The organism is Paraburkholderia sediminicola (assembly GCF_046030555.1).
GTDB lineage: Bacteria > Pseudomonadota > Gammaproteobacteria > Burkholderiales > Burkholderiaceae > Paraburkholderia > Paraburkholderia sediminicola_E.
Window position 1 is genome coordinate 198,721 of record NZ_JAQQCH010000008.1, and the last position, 18,791, is coordinate 217,511.

Sequence of the window (18,791 nt, forward strand, 5' to 3'; positions counted from 1 at the left end):
GCCTCAAACTGGCAGAACCGAGGAAACCAGCGTTTGCGTGTACGGATGCTGCGGATCGTCGAGCACCTGGTCCGTCAGGCCGGCCTCGACCACTTCACCGCCTTGCATGACCATCAGGCGATGCGCTAGCAGCCGCGCCACGCCGATATCGTGCGTGACGATCAGCACCGACAGATGCAGTGTGGACGTCAACGTGCGCAGCAGATCGAGCAGGCGTGCTTGCACGGAGACGTCGAGACCGGCGGTCGGCTCGTCCATGAAGACGAGGCGCGGACCGGTGACGAGGTTACGCGCGATCTGCAAACGCTGCTGCATGCCGCCGGAAAACGCCGCCGGAAATTCGTCGATACGGGTGGCATCGAGTTCGACGCGTTCCATCCACTGCGTTGCAGTGTGGCGGATGTCGCCGTAATGGCGGGCGCCGACAGCCATCAAAGGCTCGCCGATATTCGCGCCGGCGGAGACGCCGCTGCGCAGGCCGTCGCGCGGATTCTGCTGCACAAAGCCCCACTCCGTGCGCATCAACAGACGCCGGCGCGGTTCAGATAAAGCGAGCAGGTCGAGCTTCTCGCCATGCGTGGCCGTGTAGTGGAGCGAGCCGCTATCGGTTTCCGTTTTCAGCGCGAGTGCATTCAATAAGGTGGTCTTGCCCGAGCCGGATTCGCCGACGATGCACAGCACTTCGCCCGGATACAGATCGAAGCTGACGTTCCTGCAGCCGTTGCGGCCGCCATATTGTTTGGTGAGCGAACGGGCGCTCAACAGCGGCGTCATGCGGTTTCTCCTTTACGCGCTTCGTAAGACGGCAGCTCGAGGTCCTGGTCGCCGCGACGTTCATGGCAGTAGTCGCTATCCGAGCACACGAACATCCGCTTGCCGGCGTCGTCGACGATCATTTCGTCGAGGAAGCTTTCCGTCGATCCGCACAGCGCACACGCGTGCTGCCACTTCTGCACTTCGAAGGGATGATCGTCGAAGTCGAGACTGCGCACCGGCGTGTGCGGCGGTATCGCGTGAATGCGCCGTTCGCGGCCGGCACCGAACAATTGCAGCGCGGGGTTCATGTGCATCTTCGGGTTGTCGAACTTCGGAATCGGCGAGGGCGAGCTCAGATAACGGTTGTTGACGATCACCGGGTAGTCGTACGTGGTGGCGATACTGCCGTGATGAACGATGTCCTCGTACAGCTTCACACTGATTAACCCGTAATCGGCGAGTGCGTGCAGCTTCTTGCATTCGGCGACGCGTGGCTCCAGGCGAAATAACGGTTCGGGCATCGGTACCTGATAAACCAGAATCTGCTTGTCGGTGAGCGGCGCTTCGGGAATCCGGTGACGTGTCTGGATGATCGTCGCTTCGGTCGTGCGGCGCGTGGTCGCCACGCCCGTGGTGCGCGCGAAGAAGCGGCGGATGTTGACCGCGTTGGTGGTTTCGTCGGAGCCCTGATCGATGACCTTCAGCGTATCGTTCTTGCCGATGATCGCCGCGGTCACCTGAATGCCGCCGGTGCCCCAGCCATACGGCAAAGGCATTTCCCGCGAGCCGAACGGCACCTGATAGCCCGGCACCGCGACCGCCTTGAGCAACGCACGGCGCAGCATGCGTTTGGTCTGTTCGTCGAGGTAGGCGAAGTTGTAGCCGTCCGCGGCGCTGTCGTACGACGCGGTGGCGTGAGATGTGGCCGGCGTGTTCATGCGGCTTGCTCCTGCTGACCGTGATCCTGATCCTTGCCCTGATCTTTACCCGCGGCGCCGTGTTGCGCGCGCAGACGGCGCACGAGTTCGAGTTCGGACTGGAAGTCGACGTAGTGAGGCAATTTCAGATGTTGGACGAAGCCGGAGGCCTCGACGTTATCGCTATGCGAGAGCATGAATTCGATGTCCTGCGTCGGTGAAGCGAGCGTTTCGCCGAGTTCTTCAGCGCGCAACGCACGATCGACCAGCGCCATCGCCATCGCTTTGCGTTCCGAATGTCCGAACGCGAGGCCATAGCCCTGCGTGAAAGTAGGCGGCACTTCACCGCTGCCGGCGAACTGGTTGATCATCTGGCATTCGGTGATATCGATATCGCCGATTTCAACGGCTTCACCCAGTTCATCGAGTTCCATTTCAACGGCGATCGTGCCAAAGCGGATTTCGCCGGCAAACGGATGCGTGTGCGCATAGCCGCGTTGGGTGGCGTAGCCCATGGCGAGCAGAAAGCCTTCGTCGCCGCGCGCGAGGTTCTGCAAACGCGTCGCGCGGCTCGCGGGAAAGGCAAGCGGTTCACGCGAGAGGTCGCCAGGTTCCGGCGCTTCCGGCATGGGGCGTTCCTGCTCGATCAGGCCTTCCTTGTCGAGCAGCGCGACCACGCGCGGCATGGCTTCGATTGCGGACTGAGCGGCTTGAGTGGGAGCGGGCGTTGTTGCCGCATCAGCCCCGGCATCGCCTTCGGCGAGCAACGCGAAATCCAGCAGACGCTGCGTGTAATCGTAAGTCGCGCCGAGCAACTGCCCGCCGGGCACGTCCTTGAAGGTCGCCGAAATGCGGCGCTCCACTTGCATGGTTTCGGTATCGATCGCCTGCGTATAGCCGAAACGCGGCAACGTAGTGCGATACGCACGCAGCAGAAAGATCGCCTCGACCAGATCGCCCGCGGCCTGTTTGATCGCGAGCGCGGCGAGTTCTTCGTCGTACACCGAGCCCTCGGTCATGACTCGCGCGACGGCGAGGCGCAATTGTTCACGAATCTGCGCGACGCTGAGTTCGGCCAGCCGCGTATCGCCGCGGCGCTTCTTGTCGAGCAGACGCCACGACGCTTCGATCGCGCGTTCTCCACCCTTGACGGCAACGTACATCAGTTCACCTTCGCTTGAGTTGTGCGCGGCAGGCCGATCAACGTGTTGCCGCAGACGAGATAACAATCGATGCCGCACGGAAAGAGCGGTGCGAGGGCCGCGCGTTCGCGCCAGAAGTGCTCGGGCAAGCCGATCGGCGCGATCGTCGTGGTGTGCTGAATGCCGGGGCCACTTAATACGACCGGCGTGCCGCCCGTCAGTGCTTCGACGCGGATCAGCACTGTCACCGAATGCTCGGGCGATTCCGCTTCGCCGAGAGCAAAGCTTTCCAGTGCCGGCATTGCACTTGCGTCGTGGATATAGGCGAACGCGGCAAGTCCAGGTTCGTCGACGAGCGGCGCGCCGGTATGAAAGCGCAGTGCAGAGTCCAGTGCGGTATCTGCTTGTGCGAGCCACACGGGCGTGGCGTAGTCACACAGGGTCAGCAGTGCGGCGAATGCGGCGAACTCGGCGCGAGTGGCCCGTACTTCCGGCAAACCGTTTTCGACAACACCTACGGTACCCGGGCGCGACAGCGCATCGAGCAACGTACGGAACACCGCCTGGGTGTCGTGGACCGGGTCCGCGAAACCGGGTGTCAACGTAGACAATGCAATCTGTGAGTTTTCCATCAGTCGCCTCTGACCATCGTAAAGAATTCGACGCGTGTCGCCGCAGCATCCTGCCGGCGCTCCGCGCGTTCAGCGACCTGCTGTGCGCCAAACGGCTCGATCAATTGCCGATGCAAGGCCGCGTGATGCTCGGGCATTTGCAGTAGCGCATCTGCCAGAGCAGCCAGTTCGGCGCGGCGACGGTCGCGGCCCAGATGGCACGCCACGCCGACGGTTGCCGTTGCGTCACCCGTGACGCGCAAACGCAACGTGGCGCGTGTGACGGTGGCCTCGCCGAGATTGAACGGGTCGCCGCTGCCGCCGACGCGGCCGCGCACCATGGCGAGGCCGATTTCGGGTGGCCGCAGCCAGTCGTAAGCAGGGGGCGGGACGCCTTGCAGCGCGCGTTCCAGCGCGGCTTCGAGATCGGCGCGCGGTGTGCGGGCCAGCACGGCCATCCATGTGCGCCGCATGGCGGAGGAAGGCGAGGCAGAAGTGGCACTCATCGAAATTCCTGTTGATCCAGCGAGTGGTCATTTGACCATCTATTCATCTAAACGTCTAGACGTTTAGGGGTATGCTTGCGGGGCGTTGATGTGCTTGCCTGCCGTTTCACATTTCCATCACGGCTTGCGCACTACAATGCATGGCATACCGAATATTTGAACCCAGAGGAATGACAGCACCATGACATTGAACGACAACGCGACGCCGGGCACGCTGCTCGAACGCGGCGCGGGCGTTGCCGTCTGGCGGCAGATCGAGCAGATTCTGGCGGCGGAAATCGCCGCGAGCGGCTTCGGCGAAGAAGGCCGTTTGCCGAGCGAGGGTGAACTGGCCAAACGCTTCGACGTGAACCGCCATACCGTGCGCCGGGCCATGCTCGGTCTGGCCGCCTTGGGGCTTGTGAGTGTTGAGCAGGGACGTGGCACGTTCGTGCAACCCGGCGCGATCGACTATACGATCGGCCGGCGCACGCGGTTTACAGAAAACTTGCGCCAGCAGCATCATGCGGCGGCGGGCACGATGCTGTCGGCCGCGCGCGTGAAGGCCGAGCCGAATGTCGCCAAGGCGCTCAGCCTGCGGGCGGGCGCGTCGGTCTACCGCATCGAGTCGCTGCACGAATCGGATGGCGTGCCGCTCACGTTCGCGCGCAACTGGTATCCGGCCGCGCGCTTCCCGGACTTGCCGGCGGTGTTGGAGCGCACGAGCAGCATCACCAGGTCGATGGCTGAGCTGGGCGTGAGCGACTATTTGCGCAAGTGGAGCCGGATCGGCAGTGTGCTGCCTGAGCCGGAAATAGCGCGGCGTTTGAATATCAACCGGCAGCAGCCGGTGTTGTGGGTTGAAAACGTCGACGTCGATCTGGAAGGCACGCCGATCAAATACGGCTTTACGCATTTCGCGGCGGACCGTGTGCAGTTGCTGGTGGAGCACGACGTATGAGCGGCGCGGCATGGGGTGCCGAGGCACGTTTTGCGGTGTATTACGCGCCGTCGCGGGAGTCGGCGTGGTGGCAGGCGGGTTCGGCGTGGTTGGGGCGCGATGCGGAAAGCGGCGAGCCATGTGTGTCACCGCAACCGGAAAACTTGACGCGTCCGCTGGCCGATCTGACTGAGGCACCCCGTCGCTATGGTTGGCACGGCACGCTGGTTGCGCCGTTCCGTCTTGCTGAAGGCGTTACTCAGCACGATCTGCTGGAGGCGACGCGCGAATGGGCCGCTACGCAAAACCCATTCGCGCTATCTGTCGACGCCGCGACGCTCGGCGATTTCGTCGCACTACGTCCTGCTGAACCGGATGGCGAGGCGAACATTCGTGACGTTGCATCAAGTGCGCTGCGAACGCTCCACGGATTGCGCGCCAGGCCGCCCGCCGCGGACCTCGCGCGCCGTCTCGCCGCGCCATTGAGTGAACAGCAGCGTGCACTGCTGATCGAATGGGGTTATCCGTACGTTTTCGACGAATTCCGTTTTCACATGACGCTATCCAGTTCACTCGCCGATGCCGATGAGCGTGCGACGCTGGTTGCATGGTGGCAGTCGAAAACACCCGCGCTTGGGCCGCTCGTTATCGATCACGCGGCGCTCTTTGTCGAACCTGCGCCCGGCGAGCCGTTCGTCCTGTGGCTACGGGTGCCGTTTCATACCGGCGAGGTGAAATAAGCATGGCAGGTCGTCTGATTTATGTCATGGGGCCGTCCGGTGCGGGCAAGGATGCATTGCTGGGTTTTGCGCGCCACCGCCTGATGGGCGCGCCGATTCTGTTTGCGCATCGCTACATCACGCGGCCGAGCGGCCAGGGTGAAGAGCATATCGCGTTGAGCGTCGAAGAATTCGCGGCGCGTTCGGTGCTCGGTCTGTTCGCGCTCGAATGGTCGAGCCACTCACTGCGTTATGGCATCGGGATCGAACTCGACGCATGGCTTGCACGCGGTTGCACGGTCGTCGTCAACGGGTCGCGCCAGCATTTGCAGCATACGTTGGCGCGTTATCCGCACACGGAGGTCGTGCATGTGGATGCGGCGCCGCATATTCTCGAGGCACGGCTCGGCGCACGGGCGCGTGAGTCGGCGGAACAGGTCGCGGCCCGGCTTGCACGACGGGCACCGTTTTCGCTGCCGGAAGGGATTCGGTGCACGACGATCGACAACTCTGGGACGCTGGAGGACGCGGGGCACGCGCTGATTGCTTTTTTGCAAGCAGAAGCCGACGTTCGATAAGCCTGGCTACCCGGCCACGGCCATCCGCTCTCTGGTCGCTTCCTGCAAGCACGACACAAACTGCAATACCGCCGGCGTAGGTAACAGATCACGCCGTGAGATGATGCTGAGATCGTAACTTGGCAGCACCTCTTCTATCTGTGCAATGCGTATGCCAAGCGGCGCGACCATCTGCGCCAGCGGCCTGGTAAAGCAGCCGATCACATCGGTTTGTGACACCAGCCCGAGCGTCACCGCGAATGATGACGGCGCCCGCAGTTGCCGTTTTGGCACCGGCAAGCCGTGCGCATTGAACATTGCCATCATCACGCTATGCGGAAAGTGATCGGCGCCCACGGTCACGATCCATTCCGCGTCGAGCAATTCATGCAAACTCGTGACGTTCGCTAATGGATGCCCCACTCGCATCGCGACGACGAACTGCGTCGAGTAGAGCGGCGCTTGCGCCAGATCGCTGTCGAGCGCCTGCACATGATGGATGGCTGCGATATCGAGCGCGCCGTTGCGCAAGCGCGCGACGGCATCCGGAATCGTGACTTCTTCCAGATGCAGATTCACCAGCGGCATCGCTCGGCGAAACTTCGAAACCGCATGCGGCAGGGCAGTCAGCGCGATCGACGGCATCGTGCCCACGCTTACCTTGCCGGCCAATTCCCCTTTTACCTGTTCAACCGCCTCGACGGTGCGGCGCATATCGCCCAGCAACTGTTCCGCGCGCGGCAACAGCGCAAGCCCGCACGCCGTCAACTCGATGCCGCGCACGCTGCGCACCATCAACTCGGCATTCAACGCGTTTTCCAGCTCACGGATCGTATGCGTGACCGCCGGTTGCGTCACGCCAAGCTCGCGCGCGGCAGCGCGCAGACTGCGATGATGGGCGGCAGCGACGAACGCTTGCAGTTGTTGCAGCTTCATGAGGGTAATCCCGGATATAAAGCTTGTTAATCGGGGTGAAAAAAACAGCATCTTATTCGAACAAAATGGCGTGGCTATAGTGCTCGCCTGTTTGCCGCGCTATGCGGCGTGAATCCCATGGAGCGATAGATGAGCGAAGCCGCGCGTTTTACCGAAGTGTCCGACCTGGCGCCTGCAACAGAGAGCCTGCGCGAGATCCGCCATCACATCCATCACCATCCAGAACTCGCCTACGAGGAAGTGCAAACCGGCGCCCTGGTAGCTGAGAAGCTCGAGCAATGGGGCTGGCAGGTCACGCGAGGGGTCGGTCAAACCGGCGTGGTCGGAACGCTGAAGGTGGGCAGCGGCACGCGCAGCATCGGCATTCGCGCCGACATGGACGCGCTGCCGATCATCGAACAAACCGGTCTGCCGTATGCGAGCGGCACCCACGGCAAGATGCACGCGTGCGGCCACGACGGCCACACGACGATGCTGCTCGGCGCCGCGCAGCACCTCGCCGCCACGCGCAATTTCTCGGGCACCGTGCATCTGTATTTCCAGCCGGCCGAGGAAAGCGGCGTCGACAGCGGCGCGATGAAGATGATCAACGACGGCCTGTTTGAGCGTTTCCCATGCGACGCCGTGTTCGGTCTGCACAATCATCCGGGCGAAGAGCCCGGCGTGATGCTGTTCCGCAAGGGGCCGTTCATGTCGGCGGGCGACAAGGCGATCATCACGATCGAAGGCGTCGGCGGTCATGCGGCGCGTCCGCATCTGACGGTCGATCCGGTGGTGGTGGCGGCGAGCATTGTGATGGCGTTGCAGACGATCGTGGCGCGTAACGTCGATCCGTCGCAGCCGGCGGTGGTGACGGTCGGCTCGATGCATGCGGGCACCGCGAACAACGTGATTTCGAGCAGCGCGAAACTGGAGTTGAGCGTACGTTCGTTCAGCCCTGAAGTGCGCACGTTGCTGAAGAAGCGCATTACGGAGTTGGCCGAAAGCCAGGCCGCGAGCTATGGCGGCAAGGCGGTGGTGGAGTACATCGAAGGCTATCCGGTGGTGATCAATTCGGATGCCGAAACGGATTTTGCGGTGCAGGTGGCACGCGAACTGGTCGGCGACGACAAAGTGGTCGAACAGACCGACATCCTGATGGGTAGCGAGGATTTCGCCTTCATGCTGCAGAAACGGCCTGGCACGTTTCTGCGGATCGGTAACGGCGCGGGCGAAGACGGCTGCATGGTGCACAACCCGCATTACGACTTCAACGACCGCAATCTGCCGGTCGGCGCGGCATTCTGGACGCGGCTGGTGGAGCGGTATCTTGGTCAATGAGGGGTCAATGAGGTGACTCAGGCGCACATGAGCTGCCGATGAGCGGGCGTTGAGTTCGCACCGTCAGCCACACAATCATAACGACGAGGAAGACCCGCGATGAACGTCACAACGGATGCGAGCCACGCTGTCGACGCCACCCGAACCACCAGCCGCGGCGCGGTCGCGGCAGCGGTGATCGGCAACTGGCTCGAGTTTTTCGACTTCACCGTGTACGGTTTTTTTGCCGTGATCATCGGTAAGCTATTTTTCCCGTCGGTGGATCCGACGACCTCGTTGCTCTTATCCGTGGCGACCTTCGCCGCGGGTTTCATCACGCGGCCGCTCGGCAGCGTGATGCTCGGCGTGTATGCGGACCGCAAAGGCCGCAAGTCGGCGCTCAACCTGACCATCATGCTGATGGCCGCGAGCACCGGCCTGATCGCGATTGCGCCGACCTATGCGCAGATCGGCCTCGCCGCGCCGCTGCTGATCGTGCTGGCGCGTCTCGTGCAAGGCTTCTCACAGGGTGGTGAGTTCGGCGCGGCGACCACCACGTTGCTGGAACAGGGTGGCGGCACGCGGCGTGGTTTTCGCGCCAGTTGGCAACTGGCGACGCAAGGCGGCGCGGCGCTGATGGGTTCGGGTATTGCGGCGGCGCTCTCGGGCGCGTTGCCGAAAGAGTCGCTGGAAAGCTGGGGCTGGCGCATTCCGTTTCTGATCGGCGTGCTGATCGCGCCGGTCGGCATCTACCTGCGCCGCCGCCTCGCGGACGAGCCGGCAGGGGCGCACAGCCACGCTATCGAGCGCGGTGTGCTGCACGAACTTTTTACGGAGCATCTGCGTCCGCTGGTGCTGATTACGCTCACCGTCATGGGCGGCACGGTCTCGACCTACATCCTGACCTTCTACATGCCGACCTATGCGATTCACACGCTCGGCCTGCCGATGTCGCTGTCGATGCTGGTCGGCGTCGCGTCGGGTTTCGTCATGCTCGTCATGTGTCCGGTGTTCGGCATGCTGTCGGATCGTATCGGCAGCCGTAAGCGGCCGATTCTGTTCGGGCGTGGCGTGCTGGTGCTGCTGCTGTTTCCGGCCTTCATGCTGATCAACCGCTTTCCGCAGTTGCCCGTCATCATGTCGGCGACCGCGCTGATGCTGCTGTTCTACTCGATGGGATCGGCGTCGGAATTTGCGTTGATGTGCGAGTCGTTTCCGCGGCGTGTGCGTGCCACCGGCATTTCGATCGCGTATGCGTTGAGCGTGTGCGTATTCGGCGGCACCGCGCAACTGGTCGCTACGTGGCTGATCAAATTGACCGGCAGCAAGCTGGCGCCGGCCGGTTATGTGGCGGCGTGCGTGGTGGTGTCGTTGATCGCGGTGTCGATGCTGAAGGAAACGGCGGATAAGCCGATCGATTGATCGATCAACCGCGCCGCGCCACCATCTCCGAGACCGTCTGTGCAGCCTGCTGCAGCGGCTCGAGGAACGCCTTCACCATCTGCCTGGCCGAATTGCGCTGAGCGTTGCCGCTGATATTCATCGCCGCGATCACGCGCCCCTGGCGGTTGCGAATCGGCGCGGACAGTGAAATCAGGCCGCCCTCCAGCTCCTGGTCGACGATCGCCCATCCCTGGTGGCGCACTTGCGCGATCAGCTTTTTCAGCTCTTCCTTATCGGTCACCGTGCGCGGCGTGTGAGCGTAGAGCGGCGCCGAGCTTAGCGTCGCCTCGAGCGCTTCGTCGTCGAGCGCGGACAGCAGGACTCGGCCCATCGACGTGCAATACGCCGGCAGGCGGCTGCCGATCGACAGGTTGATGGTCATGATCTTGTGAGTCGGCACGCGCAGCACGTAGACGATCTCGGTGCGGTCGAGCACGGCCGCTGAGCAACTCTCGTGAACCTGCGCCGACAGCGTTTCCATGACCGGTTCAGCGAGATTCCAGAACGGCATCGAGGTCAGATACGCGAAACCGAGGTCGAGAATCTTTGGCGTGAGGCGGAACAGGCGGCCTTCAGCCTCCACATAGCCGAGCGTCTGCAGCGTCAGCAGGATGCGGCGTGCGCCGGCGCGCGTCAGGCCGGTGGCGGCAGCGACGTCGGTGAGCGTCTGTTCGGGGCGGGCGGCATTGAACGCGCGGATCACCGAGAGGCCTCGCGCGAACGACTGCACATACGAGTCGCCCGGTTTATCGGGGGCCGGTTCGGCGCTGACAGGAACGGCAGAAGACGGCGGCAGGGCTTTGCTCATGGACCTTGGACAGTGCGTTTGAAGAAGTGCGCGGAGCGATCGCGCGATTCAGCCGGCGCGACGCTGCGCAAAGGCGTGACGATAGCTTAAGCCTTCTGTTTCGCCAACGTTGACCGTTTTGCTCCAGGTCCGTCTAAACGGAATCTGATCTGAGGTGGCGGGCTAAGTTATTGATTCAAATAGACTTGTGTGCCATACGCGGTTGTCCATGCTGCAAGCAAAGTTGCGGCTGGATGCCTGCGCACCGTGCCCTTGATGAGGCCGATGGTCCCACTATGTTTAAACATTGCTTCGGACTATTCCGAAGTGTATTTCTTGTTTTAGGCATTTCTCCGTTGAATTTGTTTGCCTAGACTCCGTTTCAGATGCACCACTCGCTTCTGACAAAGAGCGTTGCTGCAGCAATGGAGAGGGCGGCGCCTCTGCGTCACCCATATCTGGACGAATAAAACAGGACCGAGGCAATCATGTCTGAAAACAGCTACGAAACGGGCCGGCTCAATTTGCCGTTTGTGGGAATCTGCACGTTCGCGAAATCCCCATTGTGTCTCGACTGGGACAAGATCGATGCGGATGTCGCGGTAATGGGCGCGCCCTTCGACTGCGGCACCCAGTGGCGTGCCGGGGCGCGCTTCGGCCCACGTTCGATTCGCGATGCGTCGACGCTGTTCTCGTTCGGCCACGGCGGCGCATACGACTTCGAAGACGATGTCGTCTATCTGCCTAGCGACGAAGTTCGTATCGTCGATATCGGCGATGCGGACATGGTCCACACCAACACTGAAAAGAGCCACTCAAACATCGAATACGGCGTGCGCAAGATATTGGCGGCAGGCGCGTTGCCGGTGGTGATGGGCGGCGATCACTCGATCAACATTCCGTGCATCAACGCGTTCGAAGGTCAGGAGCCGTTTCATATCGTTCATATCGACGCACACCTCGATTTCGTCGACGAGCGTCATGGTGTACGGTACGGCCATGGCAATCCACTGCGGCGCGCGGCAGAGAAAAGCGTGGTCTCGGGCATGACGCAAATCGGCATTCGCAACGTGTCGTCGACTGCGCGCGAGGGCTATGCACAAGCGCGTGAGATGGGCTCGGACATTATCTCGGTGCGCGATCTCCGGCGCCTCGGCATCCAGGGTGTGCTGGACCGCATCCCGAAGGGCGTGCGTTATTACCTGACGATCGACATCGACGGTTTCGATCCTTCGATCGCGCCTGGCACTGGCACACCGAGCCACGGCGGCCTGCTGTACTACGAAGGACTCGAACTGTTCGCGGGCCTCGCAGAGCAAGGCGACGTGATCGGCATCGATCTCGTGGAAGTTGCACCTGATTACGACCATTCGGGCTCGACTTCAATTCTTGCGGCCCAGTTGCTGCTGAACACCATCGGCCGTGTCATGCATCAACGCAAAGTCAAACGAAACCTTTCTCGTTAATTCGCGCGCTATTCGGCGCGTTGAACGTGATACCCGGCCACCTATGGCCGATTTATCGACCACGGTGCTACTTGCCACTTCGCGAGGCGCGGCTCACTTCTTTGGCCGCAGCCCGCAACTGGTTGCAAAAGGCCTGTACGACCCGTGCCGATTCGCCGCCTTTGCGCGTGATTATCTGAAAGTCCAGATGCGTCACGTAGTGCTCGGGATCGATGCGGGTCAATAAGCCGTTGTCCACCCAAGGCAGCGCGTAGTGAGGCGGCAGAAAGCCGATGTAGTTGCCGGACAGAATCAGCATGGCCCGGCCTTCAACGTTATCGACGGAGGCCGCGGCTTCCTGCATGTGCAGCAACTTCAACTCCTGGTTGCCGAGATACGCGCGGGCCGCCAGTCGCTGCTTACTGAGCACCGAAACAGGAACCCTGCCGTTCGCCCGTTCGTACAATGGATGAGTCGACGCACAGTAGAGCCCCTGTTCCTCACGATAGAGCGGCAGGTAATCGAGGCCAGGAATGTGCACGGGAAACGGCCCCACGGCGAGATGCAGACGACCATCCAGCACGTGCTGCTCCATGCTTCCCGGCGTTTCGATCTGCACATGCAGGCGGACTTCCGGCGCCATTTGACCGAACTCGCGAATCGCGATGGGTAGAGGCGAGTACTTGTCGGTCAACGTCGCTTCGATCATGCCGAAGCGCAACACGCCGGAAAGCTGATTGCGCAGTGCGCCGGCTTCCATTTGAAACGTGTCGACCGCGCCGAGCAGGCGTTGCGCGGCGGCGTGCAGTTCCGCGCCTTCCTCGGTGAGGCGGAAACCGGCGCGTCCGCGTTCACATAGTCGCAGTCCGAGTCGCGTCTCCAGTTGCGACATATATTCGCTGATGCTCGATGCGCCGATGTTGAGAATGGGCTGCGCAGCGGCGAAGCCACCGCATCGCACGATGGTTTCAAAAATTCGCAATAGCTTGAGATCCGTATCCTGAACCTGCATGGTGGCGCCCCTCGATTACTTCGGGAGTTTCCGAAATGTATTTCATCAATGGTGCATTTTATTGGGGAATTTGGCTACACAGAATTGCCATCAACCGAACTGTCCGACCATCGGAAGAGGTGTCGCGGCGGACGGGGTCAAGCGCTGTTATCTGTGCCATGCCGGTGAGATTCGCCGCTCGTCGGCGACACGGTTTGGCACACAATCGAGGTGAGGAGAGCATGATGAAGAAGCCATACGCAGGTGCAAGCTGGTTGACAGCAGTCGCTTTGAGCATGATCTCCCTGAGCGCGACAGCGGGTGAGCAGGTTGTCAAGATCGGTCTGACGGGGCCATTGACCGGCCCGCAAGCCGCCATCGGCAAGGACGACGAGAACGGCGTGAGAATGGCGATCGAGCGTCTGAATTCCGAGGGTCTCGTGATCGGTGGTCAGAAAACCCGCTTCGAGTTGGTCTCACAAGATGACGCGGGCGATCCGCGTACCGGTATGACGGTCGCGCAAAGCCTGGTGGACGCCAACGTCAAGGTCATTTTCGGGCCTTTCAATTCCGGCGTCGCGATTCCGATCTCGAACCTCGTGAACGTGTCGGGCATTGTGATGGCGACCGTCGCGTCGAATCCGTCGATCACGCAGCACAACTATCCGTTCGTGTTTCGCATCTCCGCCAGCGATACGCAACTTGGCAGCCGGATGGGGGAGTTCGCAGCAAAGGAACTGAAGGTCAAGCGTATCGCTGTGATCGACGATCGCACTGCGTACGGCCAGGGCCTCGCCGACGAGTTCATCAACGCGGCCAAAGCGAACGGCATCGAGATCGTCGATCGTGAATATACAACCGATAAGGCGACCGACTTTGTCTCGATCCTTACGCACGTCAAGGGCTCAAACGCCGAAGGGATTTTCTACGGTGGTTACTACGCTCAGGCTGGCGCGCTGCGCAAGCAGATGAAGCGCCTCGCGATGAATGGCTACCTGCTGGGCGGCGACGCAATGTGCAACGCCGAACTGGCGAAACTTGGCGGCGACGCGGTCGATACGCGCGTGTATTGCCCGCAAGGTGGCCGCGTTCTCGATCAAACACCGGAAGGCCGCCGGTTCAAGACGGACTACAAGCAACGCTTTCATACCGATCCGCTAACCTACAGCGCTGCCTTGTACGACGGCATGAACATCGTCGCGCAAGCGATGACGAAGGCCAATTCGATCGAGCCGGCCCAATACCGTGCCGCGCTGGCGAACATCGATTCTCGCGGTGTTTCCGGCCACTACCAGTTCGACAAGAATCGCGATCTGACGGATTCTCCGATCACCATCTACAACTATCGGAACGGCGAGCCGACGCCGCTCGCGTCTGCACAACCCTAAGCCTGCCCCATGTGCGCCTTCTGCCCGACCGTACGGTAGCTTTCCATCAAGTCGACCATGAATACCTGCAGGATGGTCGGGGGCACGGCGGCCCGCCGTATGATCGCGCAAAATGGCCACTGGGTGCCGAACTGGTCCGGGCATATCCGATGCATCTCGCCGCGTGCGATCCATCGGGCAGCGTAGTGGATCGGTAAAAATCCAATGTATGCCCCCGATAGAATAAGCATCGCCTGCGCCTCGATATTGTCGACGGTTGCCGCGGCTTTACTTACCTTGAGCATCTGGAGGTCGTGTTGTTGCAGATAACCCCGTGCAACAACGCGGCTCGACGCAATGGCCTGTTCGAGTGCGATATCGGCCTGCGAGCGACCGGCAAGCGAGTGACTCTGTCCGCAATATAGGCCGTCCGGTTCGCAATAGAGATCCGTGTAGGTCAGCCCCGGCACATGAAGGGGAAAATGCCCGACGGCAATATGCAGCCTGCCATCCAGCACACGTTCCTCCAGTTCGGCAGGCGTGCCCACGTAGACATCCAGATGCACGTCGTGTCCCCGCGACACGAACGTTTGCAGCGCCTGCGGCAGCGGCGAGGCCGAGTCGGTTACGGTGTTGTCGATGATGCCGAGGTACAGCTTTCCCGAGATGTGTTTTTTTAGTGCATCGGTATCCACACAGAAGCTTTCGACCGCCACCTGCAGCCGCTGCGCCGCCTCGTAAGTCGCCACGCCGTGTTCGGTGAGGCGAAATCCGCTCCGCCCGCGCTCGCAAAGCTTGAGTCCCAACCGCGTTTCGAGCGTCGTCATCTGCTCGCTGATCGTCGACTGGCTGACGTTCAGGGTCGCCTGCGCGGCGGAAAACCCCCCGCACCGTACCACTGTCATGAAAACCCTCAGTAGTTTGAGGTCCACGTCCTGCAACTGGATCACTGTCGTCGCTCCTATTGCACCGCTTGCTTCGATATTCCCGATATGAACATCTGATTCACGTGATTTTTACCCTCGGGCATGTCGTCCATAGTCTCTCAGAACGCCGCGCTGCCACAAGCCACGTTTATATCGATGGACCCCGGTCGTTTGTGAGCGGCTGACCCTTCCGGCGATCCCGCGAGGTCCTCGTCAAGCGTTGCAGGAACACGCGGACTCACGCGCATGAAACTGGCCCATTAGAGGTCGAATTGCAGTCAATCCGTAAGACAGGAGACAATGATGGATACCGTCGTACAAAATTACCTGAAGAAGTTTGGCGTCCTTGAAGAGACGCAACGCTTTCTCATCAAGCCGCGGAAAATGTTGATTGGCGGCGCGTGGGTGCCGCAAGGCGACCGTGAATCCTGCGCCGTGATCGAGCCGTCCACCACGGGCGTGATCACGCACATTCCTTTGGGCACCACCGCGGATCTGGATCGCGCGGTCGAAGCTGCCCGCAAACAATTCGATGGCGGACCATGGCGAAGACTCAAGCCGCTTGAGCGAGAACGGCTGCTTCATCGACTCGCCGATCTGATTGAAGCGAACGCAACTGAACTGGCCGAGATCGAATCGATCGACGTAGGCAAGTCCGTCGCCAATGCGCGTGACGTCGACGTTCAAGGCACGATCGACACGTTCCGCTATTTTGCCGGCTGGGCGTCAAAGCTCCACGGCCGCACGGTTGAACCCTCTCTGCCGGGTGAATACGTTGCCTATACGCGCAAGGAACCCATTGGTGTGATCGGCGTGATCGTGCCGTGGAACTTCCCGCTTCAAACCATGGCGTGGAAGGTGGCCGCAGCGCTTGCCGCCGGTTGCACCACAGTGATCAAGCCTGCCGAGCTGACTTCTCTATCGACCCTTCGCTTCGCGGAGTTGGTGCAGGAGGCCGGAATTCCTGACGGCGTCGTGAACGTCATAACGGGACTTGGGCGCGAAATTGGCGCGGCTATGGCCGCCCATCCGGGCATCGACAAAATCACGTTCACCGGTTCCACCGAGGTGGGCCGTACCGTCGGACACGCGGCCGTGGGAGGCATCAAACGCCTCACGCTCGAACTGGGCGGCAAGTCGCCGGTGCTGGTGCTGGAGGACGCCGACGTCGAGGCGGCGGCCCAGGCTGTCGCAAACGGCATCTTCTTCAATTCCGGACAGGTCTGCGATGCGGGGACACGGGTCTACATCCAGCGGGGCATTCACGACAAGTTCATTGGCGCGCTGATCGAACACACCCGCAAGCTGAAGATCGCACCCGGTCTGGATCGGGATTGCTTCATCAGCCCGCTCGTTTCCGCGCTTCAGAAGGATCGCGTCGCTTCCTATATCGAAGCTGGGCGGCGCGAAGGCGCGGAAGTTGTGCAGGGTGGCCATGTACTGGACCGGCCAGGCTATTTCGTCGAACCGACCATCTTTGCGCATTGCCGCAGCGACATGAAGATAGTCCGCGAAGAGATCTTCGGCCCGGTGCTGGTGACCGCTCCCTTTGACGACCTGGGCGATGCGTTGTCGCTGGCAAACGATTCGCCGTACGGTCTTGCCGCCGCGATTTACTCCAATGACCTGAACCGCGTGCACAAGCTGATTCCGCAATTGCGCGCGGGCACGGTCTATGTCAATGCACATAGCACCATTGATCCGTCAATGCCGTTCGGCGGATTCAAAGAGTCCGGCTTCGGCAAGGACCTTGGCCCCGAACAACTGGATCATCTGATGGAGAGCAAGGCGGTCTGGATCACGCTGCACTGAAGCGCAAATACGCTGACGACGCCGCCTCGAATAAACGTGAGCCTAGCGCCACGTGACGAGCGGAAGTTGCGGCCAGCACGCATGCCGGACCTATCTCTATTCCATCAACCTCTCATTGCAGCCAGGGGTACATGATGCAAGCAACAGACGAAACAGTTAAACGTGCCGTAGTTGGGGGCGAGTCGAGGGCCATCGAGGGTCATTCAATCGACTTCATTCCGGGTAGCGAAAGAACCGACAGACTATCCAGACAGGGACCGTTCTGGTTTCTAGGTAATTTCACGTTCTTCACCATGACTATCGGTTTTGTCGGTCCCAGCATTGGACTGAGCGCGCTGTGGACGACGATAGCCGGCACGCTGGGCATCATGTTCGGCACGTTGTTCATGGCCTTTCACGGATCGCAAGGTCCTCATCTTGGTTTGCCGCAGATGATTCAGTCGAGAGCGCAGTTCGGCTATCGCGGGGTCATTGTTGTCTTGCTGGCAACGCTATTCGTGTTTGCGGGATTCAACATCGTCAACCTGGTGTTGATGATGCAGGGTCTCAAAGCACTGTTCAACTGGGACCCAGTCAAGGTGGCGTTGGCAGTCACGCTGCCGGCTTCGATTCTGGCCATTCTCGGCCATGACTGGATGCACCGCAGTTTCAAGTGGGCGTTGTATCTGTCGCTTCCCCTTTACGGCCTGGTCACCGTGGCCGTGCTGATGCACTGGGTACATGACGTGCCGCTCGCCTCCGTCGCACCGGGCGCGGCGCCGACGCCACCGCTGGGCTTCAACTGGATTGCATTCATTGCGCAATTCGCAGCTGCCGCCAGCTACAACATCGCTTACGCACCCTATGTATCCGACTATTCGCGCTATCTGCCGAAAAACACGCCGAGCGGTAAGCTGATCGCGGCGGTGTTCCTGGGCGCATCGCTGTCGGGAGCGTGGATGATCGCGATTGGGGGCTGGCTCGCGGACCATCTTCACGCAACCGATGTGCTGGTGGCGTTGGATCAGGTGGGTAACGACCTGGCACCAGGTATGGGAAGCATTGTGGTTGCCGTCACGATCCTGGCGTTTCTGCCGGTGATCGCGATGAACATCTATAGCGCCAAATTGACGGCTATCACGGCAGTTGATTCGTTCCGAAAAATCCAGCCGACTCCCAGGACTCGCATTCTGGCGATTATCTTCGTCGTGATCCTTCAACTCGGCGTGGCGCTGAGCATCTATACCTCGGGTAAAGGACTCTCCGTCCTGAATATTTACCTCGTCGTGATGCTGTATTTCCTGGTGCCCTGGACCGCGGTCAATCTGACGGATTACTTTTTCGTCCGCAAGGGCCGCTATGCGATTCCGCACTTCTTCATGCCTGACAACAACCTGTACGGCAAATGGGGCGCGCGCGGTTTGCTGGCCTACGCGATCGGCTTTGTCTCGATGATCCCGTTCTTCTGCGTCCTCGACGGCTCGAACGAAGTGTATGTCGGCCCGTTTGCCCGTGCGATGGGCAGCGTCGATCTGGCCTGGCTGGTCGGTCTGTTCGTCTCGGGCATTGCCTACTACGTCTTGTCGCGCTCGCTCGATCTGAAGTACGAAGCAAAGGTCATCGCCCAGATCGAGAAGACGTCACCGCAATACACCACCGGCGACAAGAGTCGCTACTGA

Annotated in this window: 18 protein-coding genes; 9 read left to right on the plus strand and 9 right to left on the minus strand. The window is 61.1% G+C overall.

What is annotated here, in order from left to right:
- Nucleotides 1-3: 3 nt before the first annotated feature.
- Genes phnK through phnG form a run of 5 tightly spaced genes read right to left on the minus strand, consistent with a single transcriptional unit; the run spans nt 4 to nt 3,932 of the window.
- Nucleotides 4-774: a phosphonate C-P lyase system protein PhnK gene (gene phnK, locus PQQ52_RS14360; protein ID WP_325046740.1), complete on the minus strand. Its 771-nt coding sequence runs from the start codon at nt 772-774 to the stop codon at nt 4-6.
- A complete protein-coding gene (locus tag PQQ52_RS14365; RefSeq protein ID WP_408212088.1) occupies nt 771-1,694 on the minus strand; it encodes an alpha-D-ribose 1-methylphosphonate 5-phosphate C-P-lyase PhnJ in 924 nt (307 codons plus the stop codon). Before PQQ52_RS14365 ends, phnK begins: the two co-directional genes overlap by 4 nt.
- Complete coding sequence (locus PQQ52_RS14370) at nt 1,691-2,836, minus strand: carbon-phosphorus lyase complex subunit (RefSeq protein WP_408212091.1); 1,146 nt, start codon at nt 2,834-2,836, stop codon at nt 1,691-1,693. Before PQQ52_RS14370 ends, PQQ52_RS14365 begins: the two co-directional genes overlap by 4 nt.
- The gene (phnH, locus tag PQQ52_RS14375) at nt 2,836-3,447 is read right to left on the minus strand and encodes a phosphonate C-P lyase system protein PhnH (RefSeq protein WP_408212094.1); all 612 of its coding nucleotides are present in this window, start codon (nt 3,445-3,447) and stop codon (nt 2,836-2,838) included. Before phnH ends, PQQ52_RS14370 begins: the two co-directional genes overlap by 1 nt.
- Complete coding sequence (gene phnG, locus PQQ52_RS14380; RefSeq protein ID WP_408212097.1) at nt 3,447-3,932, minus strand: phosphonate C-P lyase system protein PhnG; 486 nt, start codon at nt 3,930-3,932, stop codon at nt 3,447-3,449. Before phnG ends, phnH begins: the two co-directional genes overlap by 1 nt.
- Nucleotides 3,933-4,113: 181 nt before the next feature.
- Between phnG and phnF the strand changes: the two genes are divergently transcribed.
- The 3 genes from phnF to phnN are packed head-to-tail and all read left to right on the plus strand — an operon-like array spanning nt 4,114 to nt 6,148.
- On the plus strand, nt 4,114-4,872 hold the full coding sequence (phnF, locus tag PQQ52_RS14385) for a phosphonate metabolism transcriptional regulator PhnF (protein ID WP_408212100.1): 759 nt from the start codon (nt 4,114-4,116) through the stop codon (nt 4,870-4,872).
- A complete protein-coding gene (locus PQQ52_RS14390) occupies nt 4,869-5,591 on the plus strand; it encodes a DUF1045 domain-containing protein (protein ID WP_408212103.1) in 723 nt (240 codons plus the stop codon). Before phnF ends, PQQ52_RS14390 begins: the two co-directional genes overlap by 4 nt.
- A 2-nt stretch (nt 5,592-5,593) precedes the next feature.
- On the plus strand, nt 5,594-6,148 hold the full coding sequence (gene phnN, locus PQQ52_RS14395; RefSeq protein ID WP_408212106.1) for a phosphonate metabolism protein/1,5-bisphosphokinase (PRPP-forming) PhnN: 555 nt from the start codon (nt 5,594-5,596) through the stop codon (nt 6,146-6,148).
- Nucleotides 6,149-6,154: 6 nt separating this feature from the next.
- Here phnN and PQQ52_RS14400 read toward each other — a convergent pair whose 3' ends face one another.
- On the minus strand, nt 6,155-7,063 hold the full coding sequence (locus tag PQQ52_RS14400; RefSeq protein ID WP_408212107.1) for a LysR family transcriptional regulator: 909 nt from the start codon (nt 7,061-7,063) through the stop codon (nt 6,155-6,157).
- A gap of 129 nt (nt 7,064-7,192) precedes the next feature.
- On the opposite strand from PQQ52_RS14400, the gene PQQ52_RS14405 reads away from it, so the two are divergent.
- Complete coding sequence (locus PQQ52_RS14405) at nt 7,193-8,383, plus strand: M20 aminoacylase family protein (protein WP_408212109.1); 1,191 nt, start codon at nt 7,193-7,195, stop codon at nt 8,381-8,383.
- A gap of 99 nt (nt 8,384-8,482) precedes the next feature.
- Entirely contained in the window at nt 8,483-9,784 is a 1,302-nt protein-coding gene (locus PQQ52_RS14410; protein ID WP_408212112.1) for an MFS transporter, read from the plus strand.
- A 4-nt stretch (nt 9,785-9,788) separates the two neighbouring features.
- Here PQQ52_RS14410 and PQQ52_RS14415 read toward each other — a convergent pair whose 3' ends face one another.
- Nucleotides 9,789-10,613, minus strand: coding sequence for an IclR family transcriptional regulator (locus tag PQQ52_RS14415; RefSeq protein WP_408212115.1), 825 nt, complete (start codon nt 10,611-10,613; stop codon nt 9,789-9,791).
- Nucleotides 10,614-11,080: 467 nt separating this feature from the next.
- On the opposite strand from PQQ52_RS14415, the gene speB reads away from it, so the two are divergent.
- Nucleotides 11,081-12,058 carry an agmatinase gene (gene speB / locus PQQ52_RS14420; RefSeq protein WP_408212117.1) on the plus strand — a complete coding sequence of 326 codons (978 nt, stop codon included), beginning with the start codon at nt 11,081-11,083 and terminating at the stop codon, nt 12,056-12,058.
- 67 nt (nt 12,059-12,125) lie between these two features.
- Here the strand turns inward: speB and PQQ52_RS14425 are convergent, their stop codons facing one another.
- Nucleotides 12,126-13,049: a LysR family transcriptional regulator gene (locus tag PQQ52_RS14425; RefSeq protein ID WP_408212120.1), complete on the minus strand. Its 924-nt coding sequence runs from the start codon at nt 13,047-13,049 to the stop codon at nt 12,126-12,128.
- Between the two features lie 224 nt (nt 13,050-13,273).
- On the opposite strand from PQQ52_RS14425, the gene PQQ52_RS14430 reads away from it, so the two are divergent.
- A complete protein-coding gene (locus PQQ52_RS14430; RefSeq protein WP_408212269.1) occupies nt 13,274-14,416 on the plus strand; it encodes a branched-chain amino acid ABC transporter substrate-binding protein in 1,143 nt (380 codons plus the stop codon).
- On the opposite strand, the gene PQQ52_RS14435 is transcribed toward PQQ52_RS14430, so the two are convergent.
- Complete coding sequence (locus PQQ52_RS14435) at nt 14,413-15,345, minus strand: LysR family transcriptional regulator (RefSeq protein ID WP_408212123.1); 933 nt, start codon at nt 15,343-15,345, stop codon at nt 14,413-14,415. The two genes, PQQ52_RS14430 and PQQ52_RS14435, sit on opposite strands and share 4 nt — an antisense overlap.
- A 279-nt stretch (nt 15,346-15,624) precedes the next feature.
- Between PQQ52_RS14435 and PQQ52_RS14440 the strand changes: the two genes are divergently transcribed.
- Both PQQ52_RS14440 and PQQ52_RS14445 read left to right on the plus strand, forming a co-directional pair.
- On the plus strand, nt 15,625-17,133 hold the full coding sequence (locus tag PQQ52_RS14440; protein ID WP_408212272.1) for an aldehyde dehydrogenase family protein: 1,509 nt from the start codon (nt 15,625-15,627) through the stop codon (nt 17,131-17,133).
- 131 nt (nt 17,134-17,264) lie between these two features.
- Complete coding sequence (locus PQQ52_RS14445) at nt 17,265-18,791, plus strand: purine-cytosine permease family protein (protein WP_408212125.1); 1,527 nt, start codon at nt 17,265-17,267, stop codon at nt 18,789-18,791.

What these genes read in the sequence shown, in the direction of transcription:
- phnK (WP_325046740.1), bottom strand. Translation starts at nt 774, where the DNA reads ATGACGCCGCTGTTGAGCGCCCGTTCGCTCACCAAACAATATGGCGGC.
- PQQ52_RS14365 (WP_408212088.1), bottom strand. Translation starts at nt 1,694, where the DNA reads ATGAACACGCCGGCCACATCTCACGCCACCGCGTCGTACGACAGCGCC.
- PQQ52_RS14370 (WP_408212091.1), bottom strand. Translation starts at nt 2,836, where the DNA reads ATGTACGTTGCCGTCAAGGGTGGAGAACGCGCGATCGAAGCGTCGTGG.
- phnH (WP_408212094.1), bottom strand. Translation starts at nt 3,447, where the DNA reads ATGGAAAACTCACAGATTGCATTGTCTACGTTGACACCCGGTTTCGCG.
- phnG (WP_408212097.1), bottom strand. Translation starts at nt 3,932, where the DNA reads ATGAGTGCCACTTCTGCCTCGCCTTCCTCCGCCATGCGGCGCACATGG.
- phnF (WP_408212100.1), top strand. Translation starts at nt 4,114, where the DNA reads ATGACATTGAACGACAACGCGACGCCGGGCACGCTGCTCGAACGCGGC.
- PQQ52_RS14390 (WP_408212103.1), top strand. Translation starts at nt 4,869, where the DNA reads ATGAGCGGCGCGGCATGGGGTGCCGAGGCACGTTTTGCGGTGTATTAC.
- phnN (WP_408212106.1), top strand. Translation starts at nt 5,594, where the DNA reads ATGGCAGGTCGTCTGATTTATGTCATGGGGCCGTCCGGTGCGGGCAAG.
- PQQ52_RS14400 (WP_408212107.1), bottom strand. Translation starts at nt 7,063, where the DNA reads ATGAAGCTGCAACAACTGCAAGCGTTCGTCGCTGCCGCCCATCATCGC.
- PQQ52_RS14405 (WP_408212109.1), top strand. Translation starts at nt 7,193, where the DNA reads ATGAGCGAAGCCGCGCGTTTTACCGAAGTGTCCGACCTGGCGCCTGCA.
- PQQ52_RS14410 (WP_408212112.1), top strand. Translation starts at nt 8,483, where the DNA reads ATGAACGTCACAACGGATGCGAGCCACGCTGTCGACGCCACCCGAACC.
- PQQ52_RS14415 (WP_408212115.1), bottom strand. Translation starts at nt 10,613, where the DNA reads ATGAGCAAAGCCCTGCCGCCGTCTTCTGCCGTTCCTGTCAGCGCCGAA.
- speB (WP_408212117.1), top strand. Translation starts at nt 11,081, where the DNA reads ATGTCTGAAAACAGCTACGAAACGGGCCGGCTCAATTTGCCGTTTGTG.
- PQQ52_RS14425 (WP_408212120.1), bottom strand. Translation starts at nt 13,049, where the DNA reads ATGCAGGTTCAGGATACGGATCTCAAGCTATTGCGAATTTTTGAAACC.
- PQQ52_RS14430 (WP_408212269.1), top strand. Translation starts at nt 13,274, where the DNA reads ATGAAGAAGCCATACGCAGGTGCAAGCTGGTTGACAGCAGTCGCTTTG.
- PQQ52_RS14440 (WP_408212272.1), top strand. Translation starts at nt 15,625, where the DNA reads ATGGATACCGTCGTACAAAATTACCTGAAGAAGTTTGGCGTCCTTGAA.
- PQQ52_RS14445 (WP_408212125.1), top strand. Translation starts at nt 17,265, where the DNA reads ATGATGCAAGCAACAGACGAAACAGTTAAACGTGCCGTAGTTGGGGGC.